The 20,141-nt window shown below is 58.8% G+C and carries 24 protein-coding genes; 10 read left to right on the top strand and 14 right to left on the bottom strand.

The genetic code is table 11. The features are described 5' to 3' along the window. Positions 1–3: 3 nt before the first annotated feature. Together flgC and BUA15_RS12525 are read right to left on the bottom strand one after the other, a co-directional pair. The gene (gene flgC / locus BUA15_RS12520) at positions 4–504 is read right to left on the bottom strand and encodes a flagellar basal body rod protein FlgC (protein ID WP_072716333.1); all 501 of its coding nucleotides are present in this window, start codon (positions 502–504) and stop codon (positions 4–6) included. Positions 505–522: 18 nt separating this feature from the next. Beyond that, on the bottom strand, positions 523–861 hold the full coding sequence (locus BUA15_RS12525; RefSeq protein ID WP_072716334.1) for a flagellar basal body rod protein FlgB: 339 nt from the start codon (positions 859–861) through the stop codon (positions 523–525). A gap of 328 nt (positions 862–1,189) precedes the next feature. Here BUA15_RS12525 and BUA15_RS12535 point away from each other — a divergent pair, with 328 nt between their 5' ends. Together BUA15_RS12535 and BUA15_RS12540 are read left to right on the top strand one after the other, a co-directional pair. After that, a complete protein-coding gene (locus BUA15_RS12535) occupies positions 1,190–1,900 on the top strand; it encodes an ATP-binding protein (RefSeq protein WP_072716336.1) in 711 nt (236 codons plus the stop codon). Positions 1,901–1,969: 69 nt separating this feature from the next. Continuing rightward, positions 1,970–3,385, top strand: coding sequence for a sigma-54-dependent transcriptional regulator (locus BUA15_RS12540; RefSeq protein ID WP_072716337.1), 1,416 nt, complete (start codon positions 1,970–1,972; stop codon positions 3,383–3,385). A gap of 6 nt (positions 3,386–3,391) precedes the next feature. Here BUA15_RS12540 and BUA15_RS12545 read toward each other — a convergent pair whose 3' ends face one another. From BUA15_RS12545 to BUA15_RS12560, 4 genes are all read right to left on the bottom strand, one after another. Next, positions 3,392–3,754 (bottom strand): flagellar biosynthesis anti-sigma factor FlgM, encoded by a 363-nt coding sequence (locus BUA15_RS12545; protein ID WP_072716338.1) that lies wholly within the window; start codon positions 3,752–3,754, stop codon positions 3,392–3,394. Positions 3,755–3,833: 79 nt separating this feature from the next. Beyond that, entirely contained in the window at positions 3,834–4,190 is a 357-nt protein-coding gene (locus BUA15_RS12550) for a hypothetical protein (protein ID WP_072716339.1), read from the bottom strand. 55 nt (positions 4,191–4,245) lie between these two features. After that, positions 4,246–5,748: a flagellar filament capping protein FliD gene (fliD, locus tag BUA15_RS12555; protein WP_072716340.1), complete on the bottom strand. Its 1,503-nt coding sequence runs from the start codon at positions 5,746–5,748 to the stop codon at positions 4,246–4,248. A 33-nt stretch (positions 5,749–5,781) separates the two neighbouring features. Beyond that, positions 5,782–6,102: a flagellar export chaperone FliS gene (locus BUA15_RS12560; RefSeq protein WP_072716341.1), complete on the bottom strand. Its 321-nt coding sequence runs from the start codon at positions 6,100–6,102 to the stop codon at positions 5,782–5,784. A 15-nt stretch (positions 6,103–6,117) separates the two neighbouring features. Between BUA15_RS12560 and BUA15_RS13770 the strand changes: the two genes are divergently transcribed. After that, positions 6,118–6,297 (top strand): hypothetical protein, encoded by a 180-nt coding sequence (locus BUA15_RS13770; RefSeq protein WP_178139423.1) that lies wholly within the window; start codon positions 6,118–6,120, stop codon positions 6,295–6,297. A gap of 17 nt (positions 6,298–6,314) precedes the next feature. Beyond that, on the top strand, positions 6,315–7,493 hold the full coding sequence (locus BUA15_RS12565) for a glycosyltransferase family 2 protein (protein WP_072716342.1): 1,179 nt from the start codon (positions 6,315–6,317) through the stop codon (positions 7,491–7,493). A gap of 139 nt (positions 7,494–7,632) precedes the next feature. On the opposite strand, the gene BUA15_RS12570 is transcribed toward BUA15_RS12565, so the two are convergent. The 7 genes from BUA15_RS12570 to BUA15_RS12600 all read right to left on the bottom strand — a co-directional run bounded on the left by BUA15_RS12570 (position 7,633) and on the right by BUA15_RS12600 (position 13,349). Next, complete coding sequence (locus BUA15_RS12570) at positions 7,633–8,460, bottom strand: flagellin (protein ID WP_072716343.1); 828 nt, start codon at positions 8,458–8,460, stop codon at positions 7,633–7,635. A gap of 171 nt (positions 8,461–8,631) precedes the next feature. Then, positions 8,632–9,168 carry a hypothetical protein gene (locus BUA15_RS12575; RefSeq protein ID WP_072716344.1) on the bottom strand — a complete coding sequence of 179 codons (537 nt, stop codon included), beginning with the start codon at positions 9,166–9,168 and terminating at the stop codon, positions 8,632–8,634. Beyond that, the gene (gene hemB, locus BUA15_RS12580) at positions 9,165–10,193 is read right to left on the bottom strand and encodes a porphobilinogen synthase (RefSeq protein ID WP_072716345.1); all 1,029 of its coding nucleotides are present in this window, start codon (positions 10,191–10,193) and stop codon (positions 9,165–9,167) included. Before hemB ends, BUA15_RS12575 begins: the two co-directional genes overlap by 4 nt. A gap of 19 nt (positions 10,194–10,212) precedes the next feature. After that, a complete protein-coding gene (gene cysS, locus BUA15_RS12585; protein WP_072716346.1) occupies positions 10,213–11,727 on the bottom strand; it encodes a cysteine--tRNA ligase in 1,515 nt (504 codons plus the stop codon). Positions 11,728–11,794: 67 nt separating this feature from the next. Beyond that, complete coding sequence (locus tag BUA15_RS12590) at positions 11,795–12,310, bottom strand: MogA/MoaB family molybdenum cofactor biosynthesis protein (protein ID WP_072716347.1); 516 nt, start codon at positions 12,308–12,310, stop codon at positions 11,795–11,797. Between the two features lie 4 nt (positions 12,311–12,314). Continuing rightward, complete coding sequence (yidD, locus tag BUA15_RS12595) at positions 12,315–12,602, bottom strand: membrane protein insertion efficiency factor YidD (protein WP_072716348.1); 288 nt, start codon at positions 12,600–12,602, stop codon at positions 12,315–12,317. A 36-nt stretch (positions 12,603–12,638) separates the two neighbouring features. Beyond that, entirely contained in the window at positions 12,639–13,349 is a 711-nt protein-coding gene (locus tag BUA15_RS12600; RefSeq protein ID WP_072716349.1) for a cell wall hydrolase, read from the bottom strand. 164 nt (positions 13,350–13,513) lie between these two features. On the opposite strand from BUA15_RS12600, the gene hisI reads away from it, so the two are divergent. From hisI to BUA15_RS12630, 6 genes are all read left to right on the top strand, one after another. Then, the gene (gene hisI / locus BUA15_RS12605; protein ID WP_072716350.1) at positions 13,514–13,909 is read left to right on the top strand and encodes a phosphoribosyl-AMP cyclohydrolase; all 396 of its coding nucleotides are present in this window, start codon (positions 13,514–13,516) and stop codon (positions 13,907–13,909) included. A 309-nt stretch (positions 13,910–14,218) separates the two neighbouring features. Beyond that, a complete protein-coding gene (locus tag BUA15_RS12610; protein ID WP_072716351.1) occupies positions 14,219–15,352 on the top strand; it encodes a tetratricopeptide repeat protein in 1,134 nt (377 codons plus the stop codon). A 2-nt stretch (positions 15,353–15,354) separates the two neighbouring features. Then, entirely contained in the window at positions 15,355–16,761 is a 1,407-nt protein-coding gene (locus tag BUA15_RS12615) for a glycoside hydrolase family 32 protein (RefSeq protein WP_072716352.1), read from the top strand. 29 nt (positions 16,762–16,790) lie between these two features. Then, positions 16,791–17,528, top strand: a complete 738-nt coding sequence (locus tag BUA15_RS12620; protein ID WP_072716353.1) for a (Fe-S)-binding protein — start codon at positions 16,791–16,793, stop codon at positions 17,526–17,528. After that, positions 17,525–18,913 (top strand): lactate utilization protein B, encoded by a 1,389-nt coding sequence (locus BUA15_RS12625; protein ID WP_072716354.1) that lies wholly within the window; start codon positions 17,525–17,527, stop codon positions 18,911–18,913. The genes BUA15_RS12620 and BUA15_RS12625 overlap by 4 nt, the downstream gene beginning before the upstream one ends. A gap of 143 nt (positions 18,914–19,056) precedes the next feature. Then, entirely contained in the window at positions 19,057–19,635 is a 579-nt protein-coding gene (locus BUA15_RS12630; protein ID WP_072716355.1) for a LutC/YkgG family protein, read from the top strand. Positions 19,636–19,771: 136 nt separating this feature from the next. On the opposite strand, the gene BUA15_RS12635 is transcribed toward BUA15_RS12630, so the two are convergent. After that, positions 19,772–20,059, bottom strand: a complete 288-nt coding sequence (locus BUA15_RS12635) for a hypothetical protein (protein WP_072716356.1) — start codon at positions 20,057–20,059, stop codon at positions 19,772–19,774. Positions 20,060–20,141 lie beyond the last annotated feature (82 nt).

Consider the following 20,141-nt stretch of genomic DNA (forward strand, 5'->3'; position numbering starts at 1 on the left):
TAGTTAGATTTCCAGGGTTCGCCTGATAATTTCTTTGGCGGCCTGAATGGTGGAGAGGTTGGCTTCATAGATCCGGTTGGCCGAGATCAGGTGCGCCATTTCCTCCACCACATTCACGTCGGGGTAGGCCACATATCCGTTGGCATCGGCATGGGGGTGGGTGGGGTCATATTCGTAGCGCAGGCGCAGCGTCTCGGTGATGGTTGTTTCAGGACCCAGTTCAGCTTCTGGCAGGCGGGTAAGGAGCGAAGGTGAGGCGCTGTGGCGAGGGTCCAGCGTGCGTGGTGCGGTGCGTAGCTGGCTGAGCAATTCGTAAAAACGTCGGGTGCGGGCCTGTGGGCTGGTATGGACCGCCCGCTTGATGGCGTACGGAGTTCCCTCCTCGGTTCGGGTAGTGGCCGCATTGGCAATGTTTTCGGTGGCCGCGCTCATGGCCATGCGTTGGGCTTCCAGGCCCCGAGCGGCTGTTCGGAAAAACGAGAAGATGCGCGTAGGCAGTGGCATGGCAGGTAGCGCGGTTTATTAACCGGTGCGGCCAGTGATAGCGGTACGCATCAGATCAAAGTGTTCCCGCAGGGCACGCGTGGCAAGCTGCGTGCGCATCTGTGTGTCGGCTAGCTCCATGAGTTCATCTTCCAGGATCGGAGGACCGTTTTCGACTTTCATGCGCGGTTCGACTTCTTCCGGGTGGCGCAGTCCGGGCACGCGATGACGCGCCGCTTGCAGCGCTTCTTCAAAGGAAACGCTCAGCCGCTGATACCCCGGGGTGTCTAGGTTGGCAATGTTGGCCGCCAACGCCTTCAGGCGCCAGGTATAGGCCTGCATGGCGTGGCGCAACAACTGAAGCTTGGCCGGTTCCATAATTACATCGATCCTTTCCCAAACGGGACGCGGCCTGTATAAAATCAACCACTGTGCCAGCACAGGCGCGGGCTTAAGAAAGCGGGCAGGGGGTCGATATGCCCAGATTAGGCCTGCATGCTGCCGGTATAAATTTTAAAGACATGGTAAAGGGAGGGGAAAAACTTGCCGCCCGTGTTCTGGAAAAGAGCGCAGGTGGCAGAAAGGCGCGCCGGCATATGATTTGTCCTGTGCTCGGGGCGACTGACGTTGCTGGAAAAATGAGGGCAGAGGTGACCGGTCGGTGCACGGCCGGGAAGGTAACAACCTGAAGTTGCCCGCATTGCTTATGGCTTCTCTGACGGAAAGGACGGCGAAGGCGCAGGATGGCCACGATGCGCTTTTGGCAAACCTGGCCCAGGTGTTGGCTCATCGGCTGCGCGGTTTGATAACCAGCATTGAGGGGTTTACGGACCTGCTGGCCGATACCCTGGTGACGCCTGAACAGCGCGAGCTGGTTTTGCGCGTCTTTGAGAGCACGGCATCCATTGAGCGCATTCTGTCCGAGCTGCAATGGTACAGTCGGCCGTTGCAGCCAATGCCCGGGCGGCGTCCACTGCGCACGCTTTTGCAGGAATTGCTGGTTATGCTGGAAGAGAGTGAAGCGGCCCGTGTGGCGCTTGATCTGCGTCTATCGGGACGGTATCAGGTGCGAGCAGATGCCATGTTGCTCCGGCAGGCTCTCTTTATGCTGTTGAAGAATGCCCTGGAGGCCACCGGACCGGCAGGCGTCGTGCAGTTGCGGGTGTTGGATGAGCCGCGTTCGATTCGCTTTGAGGTCTGGAATGAGGGGTGGATGTCGCCCGAGGTGGCGGAACAAATCTTTGTGCCCTTTTTCACCACCAAAGCGCAGAATCTGGGAATCGGGCTGCCTATTGCCCGGCGCATTGCGGAGGCGCATGGCGGTACGGTCTATCTGGCCGCCAACGATCCAGACAGTGGCATCTGCATGGCACTCATTCTCCCCCAGGATGATGAGCAGATGCGCTCCTTGGCTTAGAATCTTGGGAGCCTTATCTTTCGTTAACCGACGACAAAAAAGCTCACCCACCTAACGGTTGTGCCCACCATGGCGGCGCCACAGCGCGAAGTTCCCCACATTCTGCTGGTTGACGACGAACATCTACTGCATACGCTCTTTGAGCGGCTGTTTACGCGGCATGGCCTGCGCTTGACCAGTTGCTACAATGCCCTGCAGGCCCTGGAGGTATTGAAAAAAGAGGCCAGTTCGTTCGATCTGGTGATCACTGATTTTAAAATGCCGGATATGGACGGGCTGGAACTGCTTGCCTATATCCGGCAGGAGCATCCCGACCTGCAGGTAATCATGATTACGGCGCATGCCAATGTGCAGCATGCCGTGCGGGCCATGCAGAACGGAGCTATTGATTACATCCCCAAGCCCTTCTCTACCGAAGAGCTGGTCGAACGCGTGCAGGCGGCACTGGCCCGCCGTCGCGAGCAGCAAGAAGTAACGGCGCGGCGATCAGCGCGCTCGTCGCGGCGCCGCACGAAGCCGACTATCGAATACGTGGGAGCGCATCCTACGATTCAGCGGCTAAAGGCAATGCTACCGCGCGTAGCTGCCAACAGAGCGCCTGTCTTCATCCAGGGAGAAAGCGGTACCGGCAAAGAGATTCTGGCCCGTCTGATTCATCAGATGAGCGACCGGGCAAGCGGCCCTTTTGTGGCGATCAACTGTGCCAATCTGCCGCGCGAGCTGGTGGAGAGCCACCTGTTTGGCCATCGCAAGGGGGCGTTTACCGGCGCTATCGAAGATATGACCGGTGCTTTTGAACGGGCCGATGGGGGGACGCTTTTGCTGGACGAGATCACCGAGGTTGACCTGGCTATTCAGGCCAAGTTGCTACGCGTGCTTCAGGAGCAGGAAATTCAGAAGGTGGGATCGACGGAGGCGCGAAAAATTGACGTGCGTGTCATTGCCACCAGCAACCGGAACTTGAGTGAGGCCATTGCGAAGGGACAGTTTCGGGAGGATCTGTATCACCGGTTGAGCGTGTTCCCATTGAGCGTTCCGCCGCTTCGGGAGCGCATGTCGGACGTCCCCCTGCTGGTGGATCATTTCATTAAGAAGTACTGCGAGCTGTACGGCTTGCCGCTCAAGCAGGTAGCGCCGGCGCTGATGGATCGCTTCATGCAGTACCACTGGCCGGGTAACGTGCGCCAGTTGGAAAACTACGTGCAGCGCGGCGTCCTGCTGTCGGCCGACCGAACGGTGATTGAGGTGGAGGATGTCTTTAATGATTTCTTTGCCGACGCCGAGCCGGCGCGACAGGATGCGCAAGAAAAAGAAGATCTCCTTTCGCGCGTGCAGACCATTGAGGAAATGGAACGGGAAATGATTCTGCGCGCGCTCAAGGAGACCAATAATAACCAGCAGTTGGCAGCTCAGAAGCTGGGCATTAGCGCCCGCACCATCCGAAATAAGCTCAAGCGCTATCGGGAGCAGGGCTTGATTTCGTAAGCCCTGTTACTGCTGCGGCAGGCTTTCTGCCAGCATTTCTTCCACGATGCGCTCCGCAATTTCTTTAATGATGGCCGGCTGCTGGTAGTAGCCCGACTGTAAGTGGCGGAGGATAGCGGCGACGCGCTCCGGACTGATGGAGGGGACGCTACGGAGTGCCTGGCGGGCAAACTCAAGCTCCGGTGTTTCTTCTGCCTGTTGGGCTGCAGTGCGGGCTGCCTCCGAGAGGTCAACGCGATCTTCCGCAGGCGCCTTCTCGGATGGCGTGGCTTCTGCCCGCTTGCCTACCTCGCGCGCGCCGCTCAGCGCATCGCGCTGCAGAGGATCAAGTCGTTGAGCTCCGCCCCCCTGAATATCCCGAACATCCATGGTTTCCCTTATCCATTTACCATCAAACCCCTCCACTCTAAAATATCGGCGAGTCGCCTGAAAAGTTAAGTGTTATACGCTACCCTTGCAAACCTGCCCGTAAGACGCTGCGTCTGGGCGGGGTTTCGTCCTGATAGGACTGGCGCGCTTGCTTGTATTGTTCCAGCGCTACCAGGGAGCGCGTTAACTGTCGTTCCGTTTCGGCCATCAGCTCCTGAAGCCGGCGATGCTGGGCGGTTAGCGCTACGCGAAGCACTTCCCATTCTGGATCGAAGTCGCTAGGTGGTTCATGCTGGCGCAACTGATCAATGAGCGTGCCGCGTTGCTTGACCAGCTCATGGAGTTGCTCAAATGCCTGGTTGATCAGGGTTCTTTCAATGGCTTCGCCCAGATCTAAGATCTCGCGAAGCAACGACAGGGTGTCTGGTGCAGACATGGCGCTCCTCGTTGAGTTGGTTTAGGCATTTGCGTTTAGTACGGCTCAGATTCGCCTAAAAAAACGTGCCACCTCCGAAAAGAAAGCCGCTGAGGAATTGCTGCTGGCCCTGGAAGAGGGCAATCGTTTCCTGCACGCGGGCAAACTGTGCCCGAAGTTGCTCCTCGCGCCGGGCCAACTGTTCCTCAAAGGCAGCAATGCGATCGTTGAGACGACGGATGCGCGTTTCGATGGAGTCCTGCCGCTGATCAATAATGCCGCCGGTCGCTACAAAAGCTTCCAGGCGCGTGAGCAAACGGGTTGCAATGCCGTCATTGCCGGAGAACAGGCTTTCTACGGCCTGGGGATTGCGCCGAACGGCCTGCAGCAGCGCATCTTCGTCGGTCAGGGAGAGGGTCCCGTCGTCGTTAATGGTAATGCCCAGATCAGTAATGTAATGAGGGCCTTCGGTCGGTTGGCCGCTTACTTTTCGGACCACTTCGTTACGGAGCGTAAACCGAAGGCCGGAGAATACCGGATCACCTGCAAAATCTCCCCGCGTTTCCGTTACTCCGTCGATGTTGCTTTTGCCTGTGATGTAGGTAAGCACATCGTTGTACTTCTGAATAAAATCCTCGATCTGGGCTTTGATATGCTCAATGTCAGGAGCGACAGTAAACTCGGCGGGTGCTGTGCTAACCTGTTTGAATTCCAGGGTAATCCCGGTCAGCGCGTCTGTTACTCGGTTGGCATCGCGGTAGAGCGTGAGGCCGTCGAGCACAAACTGGCTGTTAAGAGCCGAGTCGGTTTCGCTGGTGCCTACGAACGTTACCTGGCCGCCGCCGGTGCCGGTGGCCAGCGCATTGTTGTTAAGTTCCAGGGCGGCCAGCAGACCGGCTGCCGAGTCTACGAACTCCAGCCGGTAGGTGAACCCTGTTTTGCCACTGCGGAGCGAAAGACGGGCTGTGCTGCTGGTTTCGTTGATAACCGACGCATAGGCCCGCTCGTCCGATTTGATCGTGCCGGCGTCGACGGCTGCCTGAAAGGCGTTATTGATAGCTGTGGCAATTTCCTTCAGGATGGCCTCGTCCGTTGTTCCTGTCGGATTGACCGTAACCTGAATATCGACCCGGTTGTTGGGATTCGTGTCGGTGGGACTGGCAACGCGAATGGTGAACGTCTGGGCGCCATTGGTATCAAAGAAACTGCGCAGGGTTGATCCGCTGCTGGTGTACTGCTTGGAAATGCGGGTGTCGGCCGAGGCCAGGCGCTTGACTTCCAGCGTATGTGTGCCGAGTGCGGCCTGATCGCTGGCTGTCACCGTAAACTCGGTGGCCGACGTGGTGGCACTTTTGCCCTGAAACGGACGCGCCAGCGGATCGGTCAGGGTTTTCAGCAGGCTGTGCAATGCCGAAAGCTTGCTGTCGAAGTCGTTCATGACCCCTTTGAGCCGTTCCTGCTCGGCTTTTTTCGCCTGCAGGTCCAGCTTGGGCTGGCTTTCAATGGCCAGGATCGCACTGATCAGTTGCTCGTAGGGGTCGTTGGCGCGGTAGACAGACAGCAGCGGATTGACAGCCATGGCGCTTTATGTGGGTTAACCCTCAGGGAATGTTCAGGCAGCGCGGGCCATGACGACGCCCTCGTACCAGGCTTCTCGCAGTCCTTCTAGGATGCGTTGCACGACGCTCAAGTCGCCGATGGCGCTTTCGCGCAGGCAGAACTCGTAGAGGGCATAGAGCCGCTCGGCCAGTTCGCCGCCGGCTTCAAAGTTGAGGGCTGAAATCAGTTCGACGAGGACAGCCCGCACTTTGGCGCGGTCGCCGCGTTTGCAGGCGGCAATGCCCAGGTCGTACAGCTTGAGAATCAACTGAGCCGGGGAGGCGCTAAGGACGGCCTGCTCCTGATACTGACGCATGTAATGCAGCGTGCTCATGGCTGATTGTGGATTATGTGGTTCGACAAACTGCCGCAGGGTCGAGGAAGGTTTTTCCCCTTTCCGGGCAGGTTTTCCGGTGCAGAAGCAGCGGCCGCCTTGCTTCTGCTGAAAGTATCGGCGGAAAAGCGGACAGCTTTAGGGAAAGAAGGTTATGGCATGCTTTCTTCTAGCGTTATGCGCAGTTGGCTGTAGACGTTGAAGTGCCCACCATGAAGCATTCCACCAGTGCGCAGCCGCTGCTGTCGCTTTGCATGATCGTCAAAAACGAGGCCGAGTACCTGGAGACTTGCCTGAAGCTAGCGCGCCCGCATGTGGACGAAATCGTCGTTATCGATACAGGCTCAACCGACGGATCGCAGGACATCGCCCGGCGATATGCGGACGTGTTTGAGGAGATTGAATGGCCTAACTCATTTGCCGCAGCGCGTAATTACAGTCTGGACCGTGCCTCCGGCAAGTACATTTTAATCCTGGACGGCGACGAATACATTGCAGATCCTCAGGGGTGGCAGCTCATCCGCTCGGTGCTGACCCAGCGACATGTCGCCACGCTACGGTTGAAACTACGCAACCTGCTGCCGCCGGGTCTTTTGGAGGCAGATGTTATTTACCAGGAACGAGTTTTTCCTAATGATCCATTGTTGAGATATGAGCGGAAGATACATAATCAGATTGTTGACCGAATTAAAGAGTATCGTCAATTGAAGGGGGGAGATGTCATTGATCTTCCTGTAGAAATTATTCACTTTGGCTATGCACATAGCGAAGAAAAGACAAGAAAGAAATATATTCCAAGAATACCTCTGCTTGAAGCAGAATACAGGGAGGCAGACAATGAAGCAATGAAGTATTACTATGCTTTTCAGTTGGGTGTAACGTTCTATGTGCTCAAAGAATATGAAAAAGCTCTAGATTATTTTTCTTGTATCGATTATGAAGTGATGAATCAGATGAATGAGTGGAATGCTTTCTATGCCCAATTGCTTGCGGCACAGACTGCTTTAAAACTCAGAAAAATAGATACAGCTTTACAGTTCTGTGATCGTCTGGTGGGTTATAAGTTTCGCGAAGCTATCGTCTATTATGTAACAGGAATGGCATTACTGTTAAAGGGACAGATAAGAGAGGGCCTATGTTTTCTTGTGGAGGCTTTCGAAATGGGAAGAAATGAGAAAGAACAGATGAGATTTGTTATAAATGAGCGAAAAGTTGTGGAGCGAATTATAAGTATATTTAAAACGATAGGATGGAATAGGATGGCGGAAAAGATTGAACAATTGGGATATACTTCCTTTGAAAAGATGGGAGAATTACTTAAATACATTCAGCAACGGATGCTTCTAGCAATGGCGTCTTCAAAAAGTGAAGCGGCAACTCCTTCGGACTGAAAGAGCTGCCGCTTCACGTTGCATTCGGGCACCGGGCGTCTGCCTGAACCGTCCTGCCCGGAGACCGAAGTCAAAACATCGCATGTGGTGGCCAGCCAAGTGGCTGGCGGGAGAACGGTCAGGCGCTATGCGGAGTGAATTAGAACAGTTGGAGCACCGCCTGGGGAGCGGCGTTGGCCTGGGCGAGCGCGGCGATGCCGGTCTGCTGCAGGATCTGCAGCTTGGCCAGTTGCATCTGCTCGTAGGCAAAGTCGGCGTCCGCAATCCGGCTCCGCGCCGCCTCGTAGTTGTCCTTCGCCACCGCCAGATTGTCCAGCTTGAACGACAAACGACGCTGATAAGCACCAACGTCGGCGAGTTTGTTGGCGATGGTCTGGATGGCGTTGTCGATTTTCGCAATCGACGCACTGGCACTTGCCGCCGAGGAAACCACCAGGTCGGCATCGGCCACGCTCAACTGAGCGGCCGAGAGCGTGCCGATGGTGGCCGTGAAGGTGTCGCCCGCCTCGGCGTTGACCTGGAAGGTGAACGTGGTGCTGGTAAAGAGGGCCGTGCCGTTAAACTCGGTGTCGGCCACAATGTCATCGATTTCAGCGGCCAGCGCGTCGAGCTGGTCTTCGATGGCGTTGCGCTCTTCGGTGCCCATGGTGTCGTTGGCAGCCTGAACGGCCTTTTCTTTCATGGTCTGCAGAATCTCCATGATAGAGTTCAGGCTGCTTTCGGCGACGGTCAGCATGGACTTGGCGTCGCCGATGTTGGCCAGGGCCTGTTCCTGGGCGCGGATTTTGGCTTTGAGCTTGGCGGCGATGGAGTAGCCGGCCGAGTCGTCTTCGGCGCGGTTGATGCGGCTGCCGGTGGCCAGGCGCAACTGGCGCACACCAAGCTCACTGTTGGTGCGCTGCAGGTAGGTGTAGGCTTGCAGCGCCTGCAGGTTGGTGCTGATCCGGGTCAGGTCTCCCAACGACATAGCTCAGCAAGGTTTGGTTGGACGGTTCAGGCAAGCGATTTTCAAAATCTACCGCCTGTATCGGCGCGCAGCGGCGCAGACTTAAATCCAACCTCCTGATTCAATCACGAGCGGCGAAAAAGGCCAGCGCAGAGCTGTCTGGAAAGGGGCAAAAAAGTGTGGCAAATGTCCTCACCCGTTCAGGACACCTAAGGTCTGACTGAAGTCGCGGTGCCCAAAGTAATGCAGCACGTATGGCAACTTGCGCAGTTTGTCGGCACCAAAGCCCGGCAATCTGGCTACGCGCGCCTGCACCTCGGGCAGCGGTGCCCCATCGGCCCATAGCTGAGCGGCCTGCCCATTGTAATGCCGGCAGAGGGAGTGCGCCACAGCTTGCGTTAGCGCAGCCATCCGATTGGTAAAGCGATGGACGGCCGGTTTTTCGGCGAACAGCCGTTGCAGCGTCTCCAGCGGCATCGCTGCAATGCGGCTTAGATCGAGATGGCCCAGACGGTTGCGCAGTCGAATGGGCCCGGTAAAAGCAAACTCAGCGCGCACGCGCTGATCGTAAAGAAGCCCCAGCAGCACCGCGTTTGCGTCCTGGCGCAGATAGGCGTCGGCTTCCGGGTCGCCGGTGAGCGTTCCCGCCAGGTGGAAGCGGTGCATCATGCGCACAAAGCCCCCCTCTAAATCGCCGGGGTCCAGCGGGGGGATAGGGGATAGGTTCATTCCTGAAGCCATTGGGCTACCTGGCGAGCAAAGTAGGTGAGAATCACATCAGCCCCGGCGCGGCGAATCGCCGTGAGCGCTTCAAGTACCGTGGCTTTCTCGTCGAGCCAGCCGTTCCGGGCGGCCGCTTTCAGCATGGCATATTCGCCACTGACCTGATAGGCGGCGACTGGAACCTCAGAGGCCTGGCGCACGCGAAAGATGACGTCCAGATAGGGCAGTGCCGGCTTAACCATGACCATATCGGCGCCTTCGTCAAGGTCCAGCCGCAGCTCACGCAGGGCCTCCCGAGCGTTGGCCGGGTCCATCTGGTAGGTTTTTTTGTCCGGGGGCACCCCTGGACGGTGGCGGGGGGCTGAGTCAAGCGCGTCTCGGAAAGGACCGTAGAAGGCAGAGGCGTATTTGGCCGTATAGGACAGGATAGCTACTTCCGTAAAACCGGCTTCGTCCAGGGCGCGACGGATCGCTCCAACCCGGCCGTCCATCATGTCTGACGGGGCTACAATATCAGCGCCGGCCTGCGCCTGCACAACGGCCATGCGGGCCAGGATGGCTACAGTTTCGTCGTTGAGAATGCGGCCGTCGCGCACGATTCCATCGTGCCCGTCTGACGAGTACGGGTCCAGGGCAACGTCCGTGATCACCAGCAACTCCGGCACAGCGTCCTTAACGGCTCGAATAGCACGCAGGTAAAGGCCATCCGGGTTGAGCGCCTCGCGGCCATCGGGCGTTTTCAGCGATTCATCCAACGCCGGAAACAACGCCACAGCCGGAATTCCCAGCGCATGCAGGGCTCGGGCTTCGCAGACCAGCTCATCAATGCTGAGCCGGTACTGACCGGGCATAGATGGCACTTCCTGCCGCACGCCCGTGCCCTCGACCACAAACAAGGGGGCCACCAGGTGATCTACGGATAGATGCGTTTCGCGCACCATGCGCCGAATGCCTTCGGTGCGGCGTAGCCGGCGTGGGCGCTCAACCAGGGAAAGCAACGCGCGTTGCGTGTCCACCGTCTGGATACCCATAAGCCATCCTCGGATCGGGTTACACAAGCACTTTGCGGCGCCAGCGAGTACCTTCGGGGGTGTCCATCACTTCGATGCCCATCTGCTGCAACTGTTCGCGGATGGCATCGGCGCGGGCGAAGTCCCGAGCCCGCCGCGCGGCGTCACGCTCGGCCAGCAGGCGCTCAACTTTTTCTACAAACGGATCCTTTTCGCGGCGCGCATGACTGCAGGGACGCTCCGGTGCATAAACAAAGCCCAGCAGCGCATCAATGCGTTCCAGCCAGTGGCGGGCGCTCTGGGCCGACGCCCGATTGAGCTGATCGCCAAAGCCCAGAATGAGCTTGACGCCTTCCAACGCAGCCGCCAGCGCAACCGGCGTGTTCAGGTCATCGCAGAGCGCTTCCAGCGTTTTATCGTAAATCGCAGAAAGACGATCGCCGATGCGATCCGGTCCGGGACGACTATGCTGCAACGCAGCTTCGACGCGCCGGGCAGCTTCCTGGTAGCGCTGGACAATACGGACGCTGTCGCGCAGGTGTTTGCGGGTGAAGTTGAGCGGCTCACGGTACTTGCCGGAAATGAGCGCATAGCGCAGTGCCATTGGATCAATGCCCTGGCCGCCCGCTTCGGGAGGAAGGATGAGCTCACGTACGGTAAAGAAATTGCCCTTCGACTTGGACATTTTCTCCCCTTCGACAAGCAGGAAACGCGTATGAACCCAGTAGCGGGCCAGGGGCTTTCCAGTGAGACTTTCGGCCTGGGCGATTTCACATTCATGGTGCGGAAAAATCAGGTCTTCACCACCCAGATGCAGGTCGAACGTTGTGCCCAGGTATTCCATGGACATGACCGAGCACTCGATATGCCAGCCCGGGAAGCCCCAGCCCCAGGGGCTGTACCACTGCATCAGGTGTTTTTCGTCCTTTTTCCACAGGGCAAAGTCGCGTGGGTCGCGTTTCTCAGGGTCTTTCACGACGTCGCGTACGGCCTGGGCGAGCTGTTCCGGGTCGCGGTTACCCGACAGTTTGCCATAGTCGGGGAAGCTGGGCACATGAAAGTACACGCCCTGGCGCGTTTCGTAGGCGTGCCCCGTTTCGACCAGTTGTTCGATGGCAAGAATTTGCTGGCGGATGTGTTCGGTAGCTCGGGGACGGACGTCCGGTTCAAGCAGCTTGAGCGCGCGCCAGTCGTCCAGGAAAGCTTGCGTGTAGTATCGGGCCAGATCCCAGATATTGGGAAAGCGGCGTCCTTCTTCGGCGCGCAAGGCGCGCTCCAGTTTGTCTTCGCCGGTAGCGTCGGCGTAGTCGTCCACGGTCAGGTGCCCCACATCGGTGATATTGCAGACGTAGATTGTCTGCCAGCCCAGCGCCTGGGCTACGCGGACAATCAGGTCGGCTGTCAGGAAGCTTCGGAAGTTGCCAATATGCGCGTAAGTGTAGACGGTAGGCCCACAGGCGTACAGCCGAAGTCGGTTACGCTCCAGGGGATAGACAGGCTCGATCGTGCGGGTTAGCGTGTTGTACAAACGCAGCGTTCTGGAAGAACCCTCCATGGGATGCTGTAGCGGTTGCTGGCTTCCGGCGCACTCTAACGGTCCGGCGCGCGTCGGGTTGCAGGCATCAGGAGGTGGGTTGGTGGCGTCGAATTTCCCAGACCAGATGGCGCAGTTCGGGCAGAATGAGTCGGTCAAGGGCCAGCTTGACTGCGTTGAGCGACCCGGGCATGGAAAAAATGAGCGTGTTGCGATAGACGCCGCCAATCGCCCGCGAGAGCATGGCGCCGCTTCCGATTTCCTGGAAGGAGAGCATGCGGAAGAGCTCTCCAAAACCGGGCATCGTTTTTTCGAGGCGGGCGGCTACGACTTCGTAGGTGGTGTCGCGGTCGCTGATGCCTGTGCCGCCGTTGGTCAGAATCACGTCCACCTGTCCGGCCAGCTCGTCGAGCAACGCCCCGATTTTGTCGGGCTCGTCAGGAACGATAGTGTAATGGGCAACCTGGTGGCCGTGTGCCTCAAGGCGCTTGCGAATAAGCGTGCCGCTTCGGTCGGTTTCCTCGGTGCGGGTGTCGCTGATGGTAACGACAGCGCAACGGGCCGTCAGGCTACGCGCTGCTTCCTGGTGCTGTTCGTAGCTCATGGGTTTACGGGTCGGAAGGTTTGGGACGCGACTCGCCAAACCAGCGGGGCGGATCATAGCCATAGCCGCCCCAGGGATGGCACCGGGCCAGCCGCCAGAGCGTCAGGATCAGGCCTCGGATAGCTCCGTATTTCCGAAACGCTTCAATGGCATAGTTGGAGCAGGTCGGCGTGTAGCGGCAGGATGCAGGCAGGTGGGGACTCAGGAGTACCTGATAGGCCCGCACCAGCCCGATCAGTAGCTGCCGGGGCACGTGCCACAGAAAGCGGCCGATGGCTTGGAGTACTTGCATAGCAAGAATTTCCAAACGCCCAGGCAGGCTGGTGGTTCACTCCTGGCCGGGACGACGGGGCGGGATAGGACGCACCGGGCGCGGAATGCGTCCGGAAGGACGCAGCCAATCCCAGCGACGTGACAGGCGAGCCGGACGGGCCGGGACCGAAGTGCGTGGAGCGGGCTCCGGGTCCAGCCGGGCGTCGATGCCGTCAAAAAACTGAAAACGCTCCGGATCGATATGGGCCACGGCGGGTCCCTGAAAAGGCCGGGCCGCTCGGGCCCAGGGGGGTGGCTCGTTGGTAGGCATAGAGAGGGGGCTGTAGAAATGGCGCACCGTAATCGGGAATGGCCGGGCCGAAGGGGGCGCCTGAAAGACTTCCAGCGCGATACGCAGGGCTTGTTGCCAACCTGGCGCCGTGGAGCGGGGCGTTAGATTCAAGATGAGATCACGGCGTGGAGTGGGGCGGTTGAAGGCGCTGAACTGGCGAGGTTCCAGCACGACCTCGCGATAGGTATCGCCCCGGTAGCGGGTCTCCACACGGTTGCGCACAACCCACGCAATCAGGCGCTGTTCTTCAGGCCGATTGCTTTCGGAGTAGATGCACCGGGCCAGCCAGAGCACCTCATCCTGTTCCAGCAGCGAAAGGCGTCGAAAAGCGGCCATCAGGTCGATGTGGCTCAGTGAATCGGGGGAAGCGGCCGCTTTTACCTCTCCCAGAAATAGCAGCAACCACAACCAGAGAATGATACGGCGTCGTATCATAGCACGTGCTGGTGCGCTCAAAAGAGTCCGTTGACATCAGGTCAAAAGATGTGCCTGGTGGAAAGCCCCGCTTCGCGTTAAAAGTTCATGAGCGGACAGGCGCGCGGCCTGAAAAACTGGTATTTTCCGGAAAGAAAAGTTTTCCGTAAACAGGGCAGAAGGCTATGGATATGCAGGCGCTGCTGGACGTGGTCCGGTTCAACGAGCAGGGGCTGGTGCCGGCAATTGCGCAGGATGTCGAAACAGGCGAAATCCTGATGGTGGCCTACATGAATGAAGCAACTTTGCGGCAGACGCTGGAGACCGGTCTGATGACGTACTGGAGTCGGTCGCGCCAGGAGGTCTGGGTGAAAGGGGCTACCAGCGGTCATACGCAGGAGGTGCGTGAAGTGCGCGTTGATTGCGACGGGGATGTGCTGCTGTTCAAGGTGAAGCAAAACGGTGGGGCGGCGTGCCACACAGGACACCGGTCCTGCTTTTACCGGAAGCTGGAAAACGGAAAGCTGGTAGAAACTGACGCACCCGTTTTCGATCCGGCACAGGTGTATCGGAAGGAGTAGCCGCCTCAAAGCGCGCGCTGTTCGCTGCGACGCAGAAAGCCCGGGTGCAGAAGGCTAAGATGCGGGCAGAAAGAGGCGTGCGGCTGTATGCAAGATTAGGAGATCTGGAGGGGCTATGGCATCGAAGAGGGACGATGCATGGATAACCTCAAAAAGGGCGCAGGCCTGCCGGTTTGACCCAGCATGCAGACCCGACTGGAGGCCTATGGCAGGTGGGGTCAATCATCATGCGCAGGCCTCCAGATCAGATAATCGAAACGCTACCGGCGCCGGATCGTTTGTCTGGGGCAGCATGTGCAGCGTAGCAACATGAGCGAGACCGTTACCCAACTGGAAGCAGCGAAAAGTCAGTTGCTTCTGCAGCGGGCGCGAGCAGCGCACGCGAGCAGTCAATTTGCCGAGGCAGCGCGGCTATATCTGGCAGCAGCCCGGCTATTGCAGAAACGTCCGGAGCAGCAGGCAGCGGCTTTGCTCGAAGCAGCGCATGCGCTGCGCCTGGTCGGGTACTTTCGCCGGGCGCTTCAACTGTACGCCCGGGTGCAGGCCCTCGCCCATAAAGTGGGGGACGAAGCGCTCTGGATGGACGCCCGGGTTGGTGAGGGGATGGCCCGTCGCGCTATGGGCGATCTGGAAGCGGCGATCACCTGCTTCCGGGAAGCCCTGGCATACTACGAGGCGCAACACGATACGGAAGGCATTGGCTACACGCTCTGGTGCCTGGGAGGGGCGCTTCGGCTGACCGGAGCGTTTGATGAAGCGCTTGATTGCCTGCTGGAAGCGCTGGCAATCTTTGAAGACGAAGCGCCTTCAACGGCCGAGGGGTACGTGCGCTGTGCGCTTGGTGGATTAAGCCGAATGCGCGGGGCATACGATGCTTCGCTGGCCTACTATCAGGCAGCCGAGCGTATACTCACCGCTTGCGACGATCTGTTTGGCCGCGCCTATGCTGCCTGTGGCATGGCCAACGCCTATCGGATGCTCGGGGAAGTCGAAGCAGCCCACCACTACTTTACCCAGGCTCAGCAGCGCTACCATCAGATAGGGGATCGGGTCAGCTACGCGTACACGCTCTGGGGAGAAGGAACGCTCTTTAAAATAACCCACCGGCTGACGCAGGCCCGTGAACGGTTTCGGCAGGCGCTGCAGCTCTTCCGAGCTACCGGTGATGATCGGGGCATTGCGTATGCTTACACCGGTCTGGCCGAACTGCTACTGCTTGAAGATCGTGCGCCGAAGCAGGCGCTGCGCTATCTGGAAGCTGCTCGGGAGCGAGCAACGCGGCACGGCTATACGTTCGAGCGGTTGCATGCCGAGTTGCTGTTGCACCTTTCTGGTCTCAAGCCGGTCAAAGGAGGGATAGAGGCGCTTCAAGAAGCCTACCGCCGCTGCGGTTCGCAATGGCTTGAAGGACTCCCTCTCGCTCTTCCGTTGAACATTCCGTAGTCATGCCCCGCGAAGACTGGCCCCGCCCGTTGTTGCATGGAACGCCGCCTCGGGGGTTCATGAACGATCCGAACGGACTGGTTTATCACCAGGGCCGCTATCACTTCTTTTATCAACATAATCCCCAGGCTCCTGTCTGGGGACATATGAGCTGGGGGCACGCTGTCGGACGCTCCCTGTTGGACTGGGAAGACCAGCCCGTTGCGCTGCCGGAGCAACCCGACCACATGGTGTTTTCGGGGTCAGCCGTGGTCGATAAAGCAAATGCCGCAGGCTTTGGAGCCGGGGCCTTGGTAGCGATCTACACAGCGCACTACCGGGATGATCGGGAAGCGCAATGCCTGGCCTACAGCCTGGATGGTGGGCAGCAATGGGCATTTTACGAAGAAAATCCGGTGCTGGTGGATCCAGAGCGACCGCACGTTCGCGACCCACAGGTGTTCTGGTATGCCCCCGGAAACTACTGGGTGATGGCGGTAGCCCGAGCCGACGAGCGGCAGGTAGCTTTTTACGCCTCAGACAATCTGAGGCGCTGGGCGCTGCTGAGCACGTTTGGTCCGGCCGGATGCTGGCAGGCGTCGCCCCACTGGGAGTGTCCGGCGCTGCTCGAACTACCGGTGGAAGGAACCGACCGCACGCACTGGCTGCTGAAAGTTGATGTGGACAGGGGAGCACCGATGGGCGGCTCAGGGGCTCAGTATTTCACCGGCCATTTTGACGGAACGCACTTCGTGCCCGACGACCCTCCTGAGACGGTGCGCTGGGCAGAGGCCGGTCCTGACTTTTATGCAGCGCAGGCTTTCAATCACATGCCTGATAGACGTTGCGTGTGGCTCGGCTGGATGAACAACTGGCGCTACGCGAACGTGCTTCCCACCGCTCCATGGCGTGGCATGCTAACGATCCCTCGGGAGCTATCACTGAAGGAAACTAGCGGACGCTACGATCTGGTGCAGCGCCCCTGCCGGGAATGCTATGAGCAAATGCTGCCGGCGGAGCGTTTGCCGATCAGGCGGCCGTTTCCGTTGCCTGCAGCAGGTCTGATGCGGCTCCGGATTGCTGCTGGGGGCCGCGGCGCGTTTCGCTGCCACTTCTTCACCGGCACAACATCTGGCGTTGTGCTGGGCTATGATGCCGAGCACCGGCGGCTTTTTTTAGATCGTCGCGCGGCTGGTCAGACCGACTTCTCGCCTGCCTTTCCAGGCCTTTTTCAAGCATCGCTTCCTCATGATGTGCCGAGCGAGCTCGAACTGGAAATCCTTTTCGACCGCTACAGTCTCGAAGTGTTTGTCCCGGAGGCTCGGCTCGTGCTGAGCGCGTTGGTTTTTCCGAAGCCGGGAGATTGCGCAGGGCAAATCATAGCAGACCGCCTGCTCATTTCGACGGAGCTGTACCGATTAGAAGCGTAATTTTCATCAGCAAGCGGCAGAGACGCGATATGACGGTCGCGCTTTTTGTACCCTGCTATGTGGACCTGTTTTATCCGCACGTTGCGCGCGCAACGTGGACGCTATTAGAGCGGCTGGGCTGTCGCGTTGAGGTTCCGCTTTCCCAGACCTGCTGCGGACAGCCGCTGGCCAATGCCGGTTTCGCTGAGCAGGCGCGGCCGGTGATGGCGCATTTTGTACAGGTTTTTGCAGCGTACGACTATATTGTAGCTCCTTCCGGAAGCTGCGTCTACCACGTGCGGCGACATCTGGAGGCAGCCGATGCGGATGCCGTCCGTCGCGTGCAGACGCGCACCTATGAGCTATGCCAGTTTTTGCGCGACGTGCTGCGGGTTGAGAAAATTTCGGCGTACTTTCCATACCGGGTGGTGGTTCATGATAGCTGCCATGGTTTGCGAGGTCTGGGGTTAGGGTGTCCGTCTGAGCGCATGCAGGCGTCCTACAGCGTAGTGCGCGATCTGCTGCGGCAGGTTGAGGGACTGGAGCTGGTCGAACCGTCTCGCCCTGACGAATGCTGCGGCTTTGGCGGTACATTTGCGATAGAGGAAGCAGCCGTATCCGTGCGTATGGGACAGGACCGTCTTGAGGATTTTTTGCAGGCCGGTGCTGAAGTGGTGACCGGCACCGACATGTCCTGCCTGATGCACCTGGAAGGGTTGGCGCGACGGCAGAGGTTGCCCCTGCGCTTTGTACATATCGCCGAAATTCTGACCGGGAACGTCCCATGAAAGGGTTTGTGGAGCTGCCTGTGGTGGATCATTCGCAGCTCGCCGAACACTTTGCATCCGATGACAGGCGGGTGCAGTGGCACGACCGTTTGCTCTGGCGGGTGCGATTGAAACGGGATCGTGCTGCTTCCGAAGTTCCAGAATGGGAAACCTTGCGACGGGTGGCTTCAGAGATCAAGGCGCACGTTCTGGCTCATCTGGATCATTATCTGGAGCAGTTTGAAGCGCAGGCGCGCGCACAGGGCATGCAGGTGCACTGGGCACGGGATGCCGCGGCGCACAACCGGATTGTTTACACGCTGCTGGCTGATCGGGGCGTACGCCTTGTCGTCAAAAGCAAGTCGATGCTCGCAGAAGAATGCGGCTTAAATCCTTATCTGGAAGCGCGGGGCATTGAAGTGGTCGAGACCGATCTCGGCGAACGCATCGTGCAACTGCTCCGGCAACCCCCCAGTCATATAGTGACACCTGCCATCCATCTGCAATGGAAAGAAGTGGCGCAGCTCTTCCATGAACAATTGGGCGTGCCTGCAAACCTGCCTCCCGACGAACTGGTGACTGTTGCCCGGCAGGCACTTCGTCAGCAGTTTCTGGAAGCCAGAGCAGCCATTACGGGGGTTAACTTTGCCGTAGCGGAGACCGGTACACTGGTTATTTGCACGAATGAAGGGAATGCCGATCTGGGCATGCACCTGGCTCCGCTGCACATTGCGGTGATGGGTATTGAAAAAGTGATTCCCCGCCTGATTGATCTGGGGGTGTTTTTGCGGCTACTGGCCCGCAGTGCGACGGGACAGCCCATTACCGTGTACACAACGCATCTCAGCCAGCCGCATCCCGGACAGGAAGTGCATGTCGTGTTGGTGGACAACGGTAGGAGCCAGCGGCTGGGCATGCCGCGTTTCTGGACCGTGCTCAAGTGCATTCGATGCGGCGCCTGCATGAATACGTGTCCGGTCTACCGCCGCAGTGGTGGCTACAGTTACGGAGCTCCGGTGCCCGGGCCTATCGGGTCTGTCTTAATGCCCGCCTGCGATGCATCGCGCTATCGGACGTTGCCCTACGCGTCGACGCTGTGCGGCTCGTGTCGTGACGTGTGCCCTGTGCAGATTCCACTAGACGAACAACTCTATGCCTGGCGCCAGCAGCTTGGTCCGCGCTATGCCTCCTGGCTGAAGCGACGCGTGATAGCTATGGTTGCCTGGGTGTTGCGTTCGCCCGTGCGGTACCGCTGGTCAGGACGACTGTTGCGCTGGGGGCTCCGCTATCTACCCCGTTGTTTGCTTTACGCTTCCTGGAACATCTGGGGACGGGCCCGGGAGTTGCCATCGACGCCACCGCAGAGTTTTCTGGAGTGGTACAGGAAACGCGTGCAACGCACGTAGCCACGCACGAGGCTGGCCTTTCAGAGCCGCCTGTCGATTGCTCGACAAGCCGATTTTTTCAGCTGTTACCAGGGAGTCCCAAGCAAGCAACGCATCAACCCTTTGTTTGCGTATTTTGGGGTATAGACCAAGCAAGCGCCCTTATGAATCAGCCAGACCGTGCGCATATTCTGGAATCTGTTCGGCGGAACCGACCGCCAGACACTCCTTTGCCTGAGCCATTCCGTTCGACCCTGACTACCGAAGCCCTTCAGGATCGATTTGTACAGCAGGTTCTCCAGGCGGGTGGAGAGGTGGTTGAAGCAACTGAGACAACCCTGTTTGATTCGTTGCGGTCGTTGCTGCCGGGGCGATGGGCTTCGACAGTGGGTGGGTTAGAGGGACCGGTTCGGCTGCAGGAGGTATCCGATCCGCATGCTCTGGCAAACCTGGAAGCGCTGGTGTGCCCGGCGCACCTGGGCGTAGCCGAAAATGGAGCGGTTTGGCTCGACGACGAATCGCTGGGGCACCGGGCTGCCGCGTTTCTGGCAGAACACCTCATTGTGGTCCTCCGCGCTGATCGCATTGTGGCTGACCTGCACGAAGCGTATGCATGGCTGGCTTCTTGGTGGCAGGGCTTTGGGCTCTGGGTGGCTGGACCCTCAAAGACGGCTGACATTGAGCAGACCCTGGTGTGCGGCGTTCACGGTCCCCGGCAGTTTACGGTAGTTTTGCGGACGTAATAGGGAGCCTGCCGCGAGCGGTTCCACGGTGCTGAGAAGCGAGAACGCAACGTAGCTCAACCGTACATCCCGGCGCGCGCAGAGTTACCTCGCTTGCGCTGGGGAGCGGATGCACGATTAGGACTTGAGCTCTGAACTACGCCGATTGCATCGAGTCTCTGTCCCGGTTTCCCCAGCGCCAGCGGGGCGGCTCCCCTTTCCACAGGCAGATCAAGAACAGCAGTACGCTCAGGAGACCTATATAGGCCAGGAAGGCGGCCAGATACAGCAGCGGATCGGTTGTGAGCAGGGGAAGCAGTCCCAGTGCGCCGCCAATGCTTAGCAGCACGTACAGTCCCAGCACAAGCCAGCCCTGCCAGGAGGTCGGCAGGCTCCAGCCCCAGCCATACCGTTTGGCTCGAAACCAGTATGAAGGTTCCGCCATGGCTCCTTTCCGTTGGGGGTGACCGGCACCATTTATTTCTTTCCATACGAAAGAATTTATGCAGGGTTACGCGCAAGACTTT

The sequence above is a fragment of the Rhodothermus profundi genome, assembly GCF_900142415.1.
In the GTDB taxonomy this organism is placed as follows: Bacteria; Bacteroidota; Rhodothermia; order Rhodothermales; family Rhodothermaceae; genus Rhodothermus; species Rhodothermus profundi.

Excerpts from the sequence above, each read along its gene's own strand:
- flgC (WP_072716333.1), bottom strand. The coding sequence starts at position 504 with ATGCCACTGCCTACGCGCATCTTCTCGTTTTTCCGAACAGCCGCTCGG.
- BUA15_RS12525 (WP_072716334.1), bottom strand. The coding sequence starts at position 861 with ATGGAACCGGCCAAGCTTCAGTTGTTGCGCCACGCCATGCAGGCCTAT.
- BUA15_RS12535 (WP_072716336.1), top strand. The coding sequence starts at position 1,190 with ATGGCTTCTCTGACGGAAAGGACGGCGAAGGCGCAGGATGGCCACGAT.
- BUA15_RS12540 (WP_072716337.1), top strand. The coding sequence starts at position 1,970 with ATGGCGGCGCCACAGCGCGAAGTTCCCCACATTCTGCTGGTTGACGAC.
- BUA15_RS12545 (WP_072716338.1), bottom strand. The coding sequence starts at position 3,754 with ATGGATGTTCGGGATATTCAGGGGGGCGGAGCTCAACGACTTGATCCT.
- BUA15_RS12550 (WP_072716339.1), bottom strand. The coding sequence starts at position 4,190 with ATGTCTGCACCAGACACCCTGTCGTTGCTTCGCGAGATCTTAGATCTG.
- fliD (WP_072716340.1), bottom strand. The coding sequence starts at position 5,748 with ATGGCTGTCAATCCGCTGCTGTCTGTCTACCGCGCCAACGACCCCTAC.
- BUA15_RS12560 (WP_072716341.1), bottom strand. The coding sequence starts at position 6,102 with ATGAGCACGCTGCATTACATGCGTCAGTATCAGGAGCAGGCCGTCCTT.
- BUA15_RS13770 (WP_178139423.1), top strand. The coding sequence starts at position 6,118 with ATGTGGTTCGACAAACTGCCGCAGGGTCGAGGAAGGTTTTTCCCCTTT.
- BUA15_RS12565 (WP_072716342.1), top strand. The coding sequence starts at position 6,315 with ATGAAGCATTCCACCAGTGCGCAGCCGCTGCTGTCGCTTTGCATGATC.
- BUA15_RS12570 (WP_072716343.1), bottom strand. The coding sequence starts at position 8,460 with ATGTCGTTGGGAGACCTGACCCGGATCAGCACCAACCTGCAGGCGCTG.
- BUA15_RS12575 (WP_072716344.1), bottom strand. The coding sequence starts at position 9,168 with ATGAACCTATCCCCTATCCCCCCGCTGGACCCCGGCGATTTAGAGGGG.
- hemB (WP_072716345.1), bottom strand. The coding sequence starts at position 10,193 with ATGGGTATCCAGACGGTGGACACGCAACGCGCGTTGCTTTCCCTGGTT.
- cysS (WP_072716346.1), bottom strand. The coding sequence starts at position 11,727 with ATGGAGGGTTCTTCCAGAACGCTGCGTTTGTACAACACGCTAACCCGC.
- BUA15_RS12590 (WP_072716347.1), bottom strand. The coding sequence starts at position 12,310 with ATGAGCTACGAACAGCACCAGGAAGCAGCGCGTAGCCTGACGGCCCGT.
- yidD (WP_072716348.1), bottom strand. The coding sequence starts at position 12,602 with ATGCAAGTACTCCAAGCCATCGGCCGCTTTCTGTGGCACGTGCCCCGG.
- BUA15_RS12600 (WP_072716349.1), bottom strand. The coding sequence starts at position 13,349 with ATGATACGACGCCGTATCATTCTCTGGTTGTGGTTGCTGCTATTTCTG.
- hisI (WP_072716350.1), top strand. The coding sequence starts at position 13,514 with ATGGATATGCAGGCGCTGCTGGACGTGGTCCGGTTCAACGAGCAGGGG.
- BUA15_RS12610 (WP_072716351.1), top strand. The coding sequence starts at position 14,219 with ATGAGCGAGACCGTTACCCAACTGGAAGCAGCGAAAAGTCAGTTGCTT.
- BUA15_RS12615 (WP_072716352.1), top strand. The coding sequence starts at position 15,355 with ATGCCCCGCGAAGACTGGCCCCGCCCGTTGTTGCATGGAACGCCGCCT.
- BUA15_RS12620 (WP_072716353.1), top strand. The coding sequence starts at position 16,791 with ATGACGGTCGCGCTTTTTGTACCCTGCTATGTGGACCTGTTTTATCCG.
- BUA15_RS12625 (WP_072716354.1), top strand. The coding sequence starts at position 17,525 with ATGAAAGGGTTTGTGGAGCTGCCTGTGGTGGATCATTCGCAGCTCGCC.
- BUA15_RS12630 (WP_072716355.1), top strand. The coding sequence starts at position 19,057 with ATGAATCAGCCAGACCGTGCGCATATTCTGGAATCTGTTCGGCGGAAC.
- BUA15_RS12635 (WP_072716356.1), bottom strand. The coding sequence starts at position 20,059 with ATGGCGGAACCTTCATACTGGTTTCGAGCCAAACGGTATGGCTGGGGC.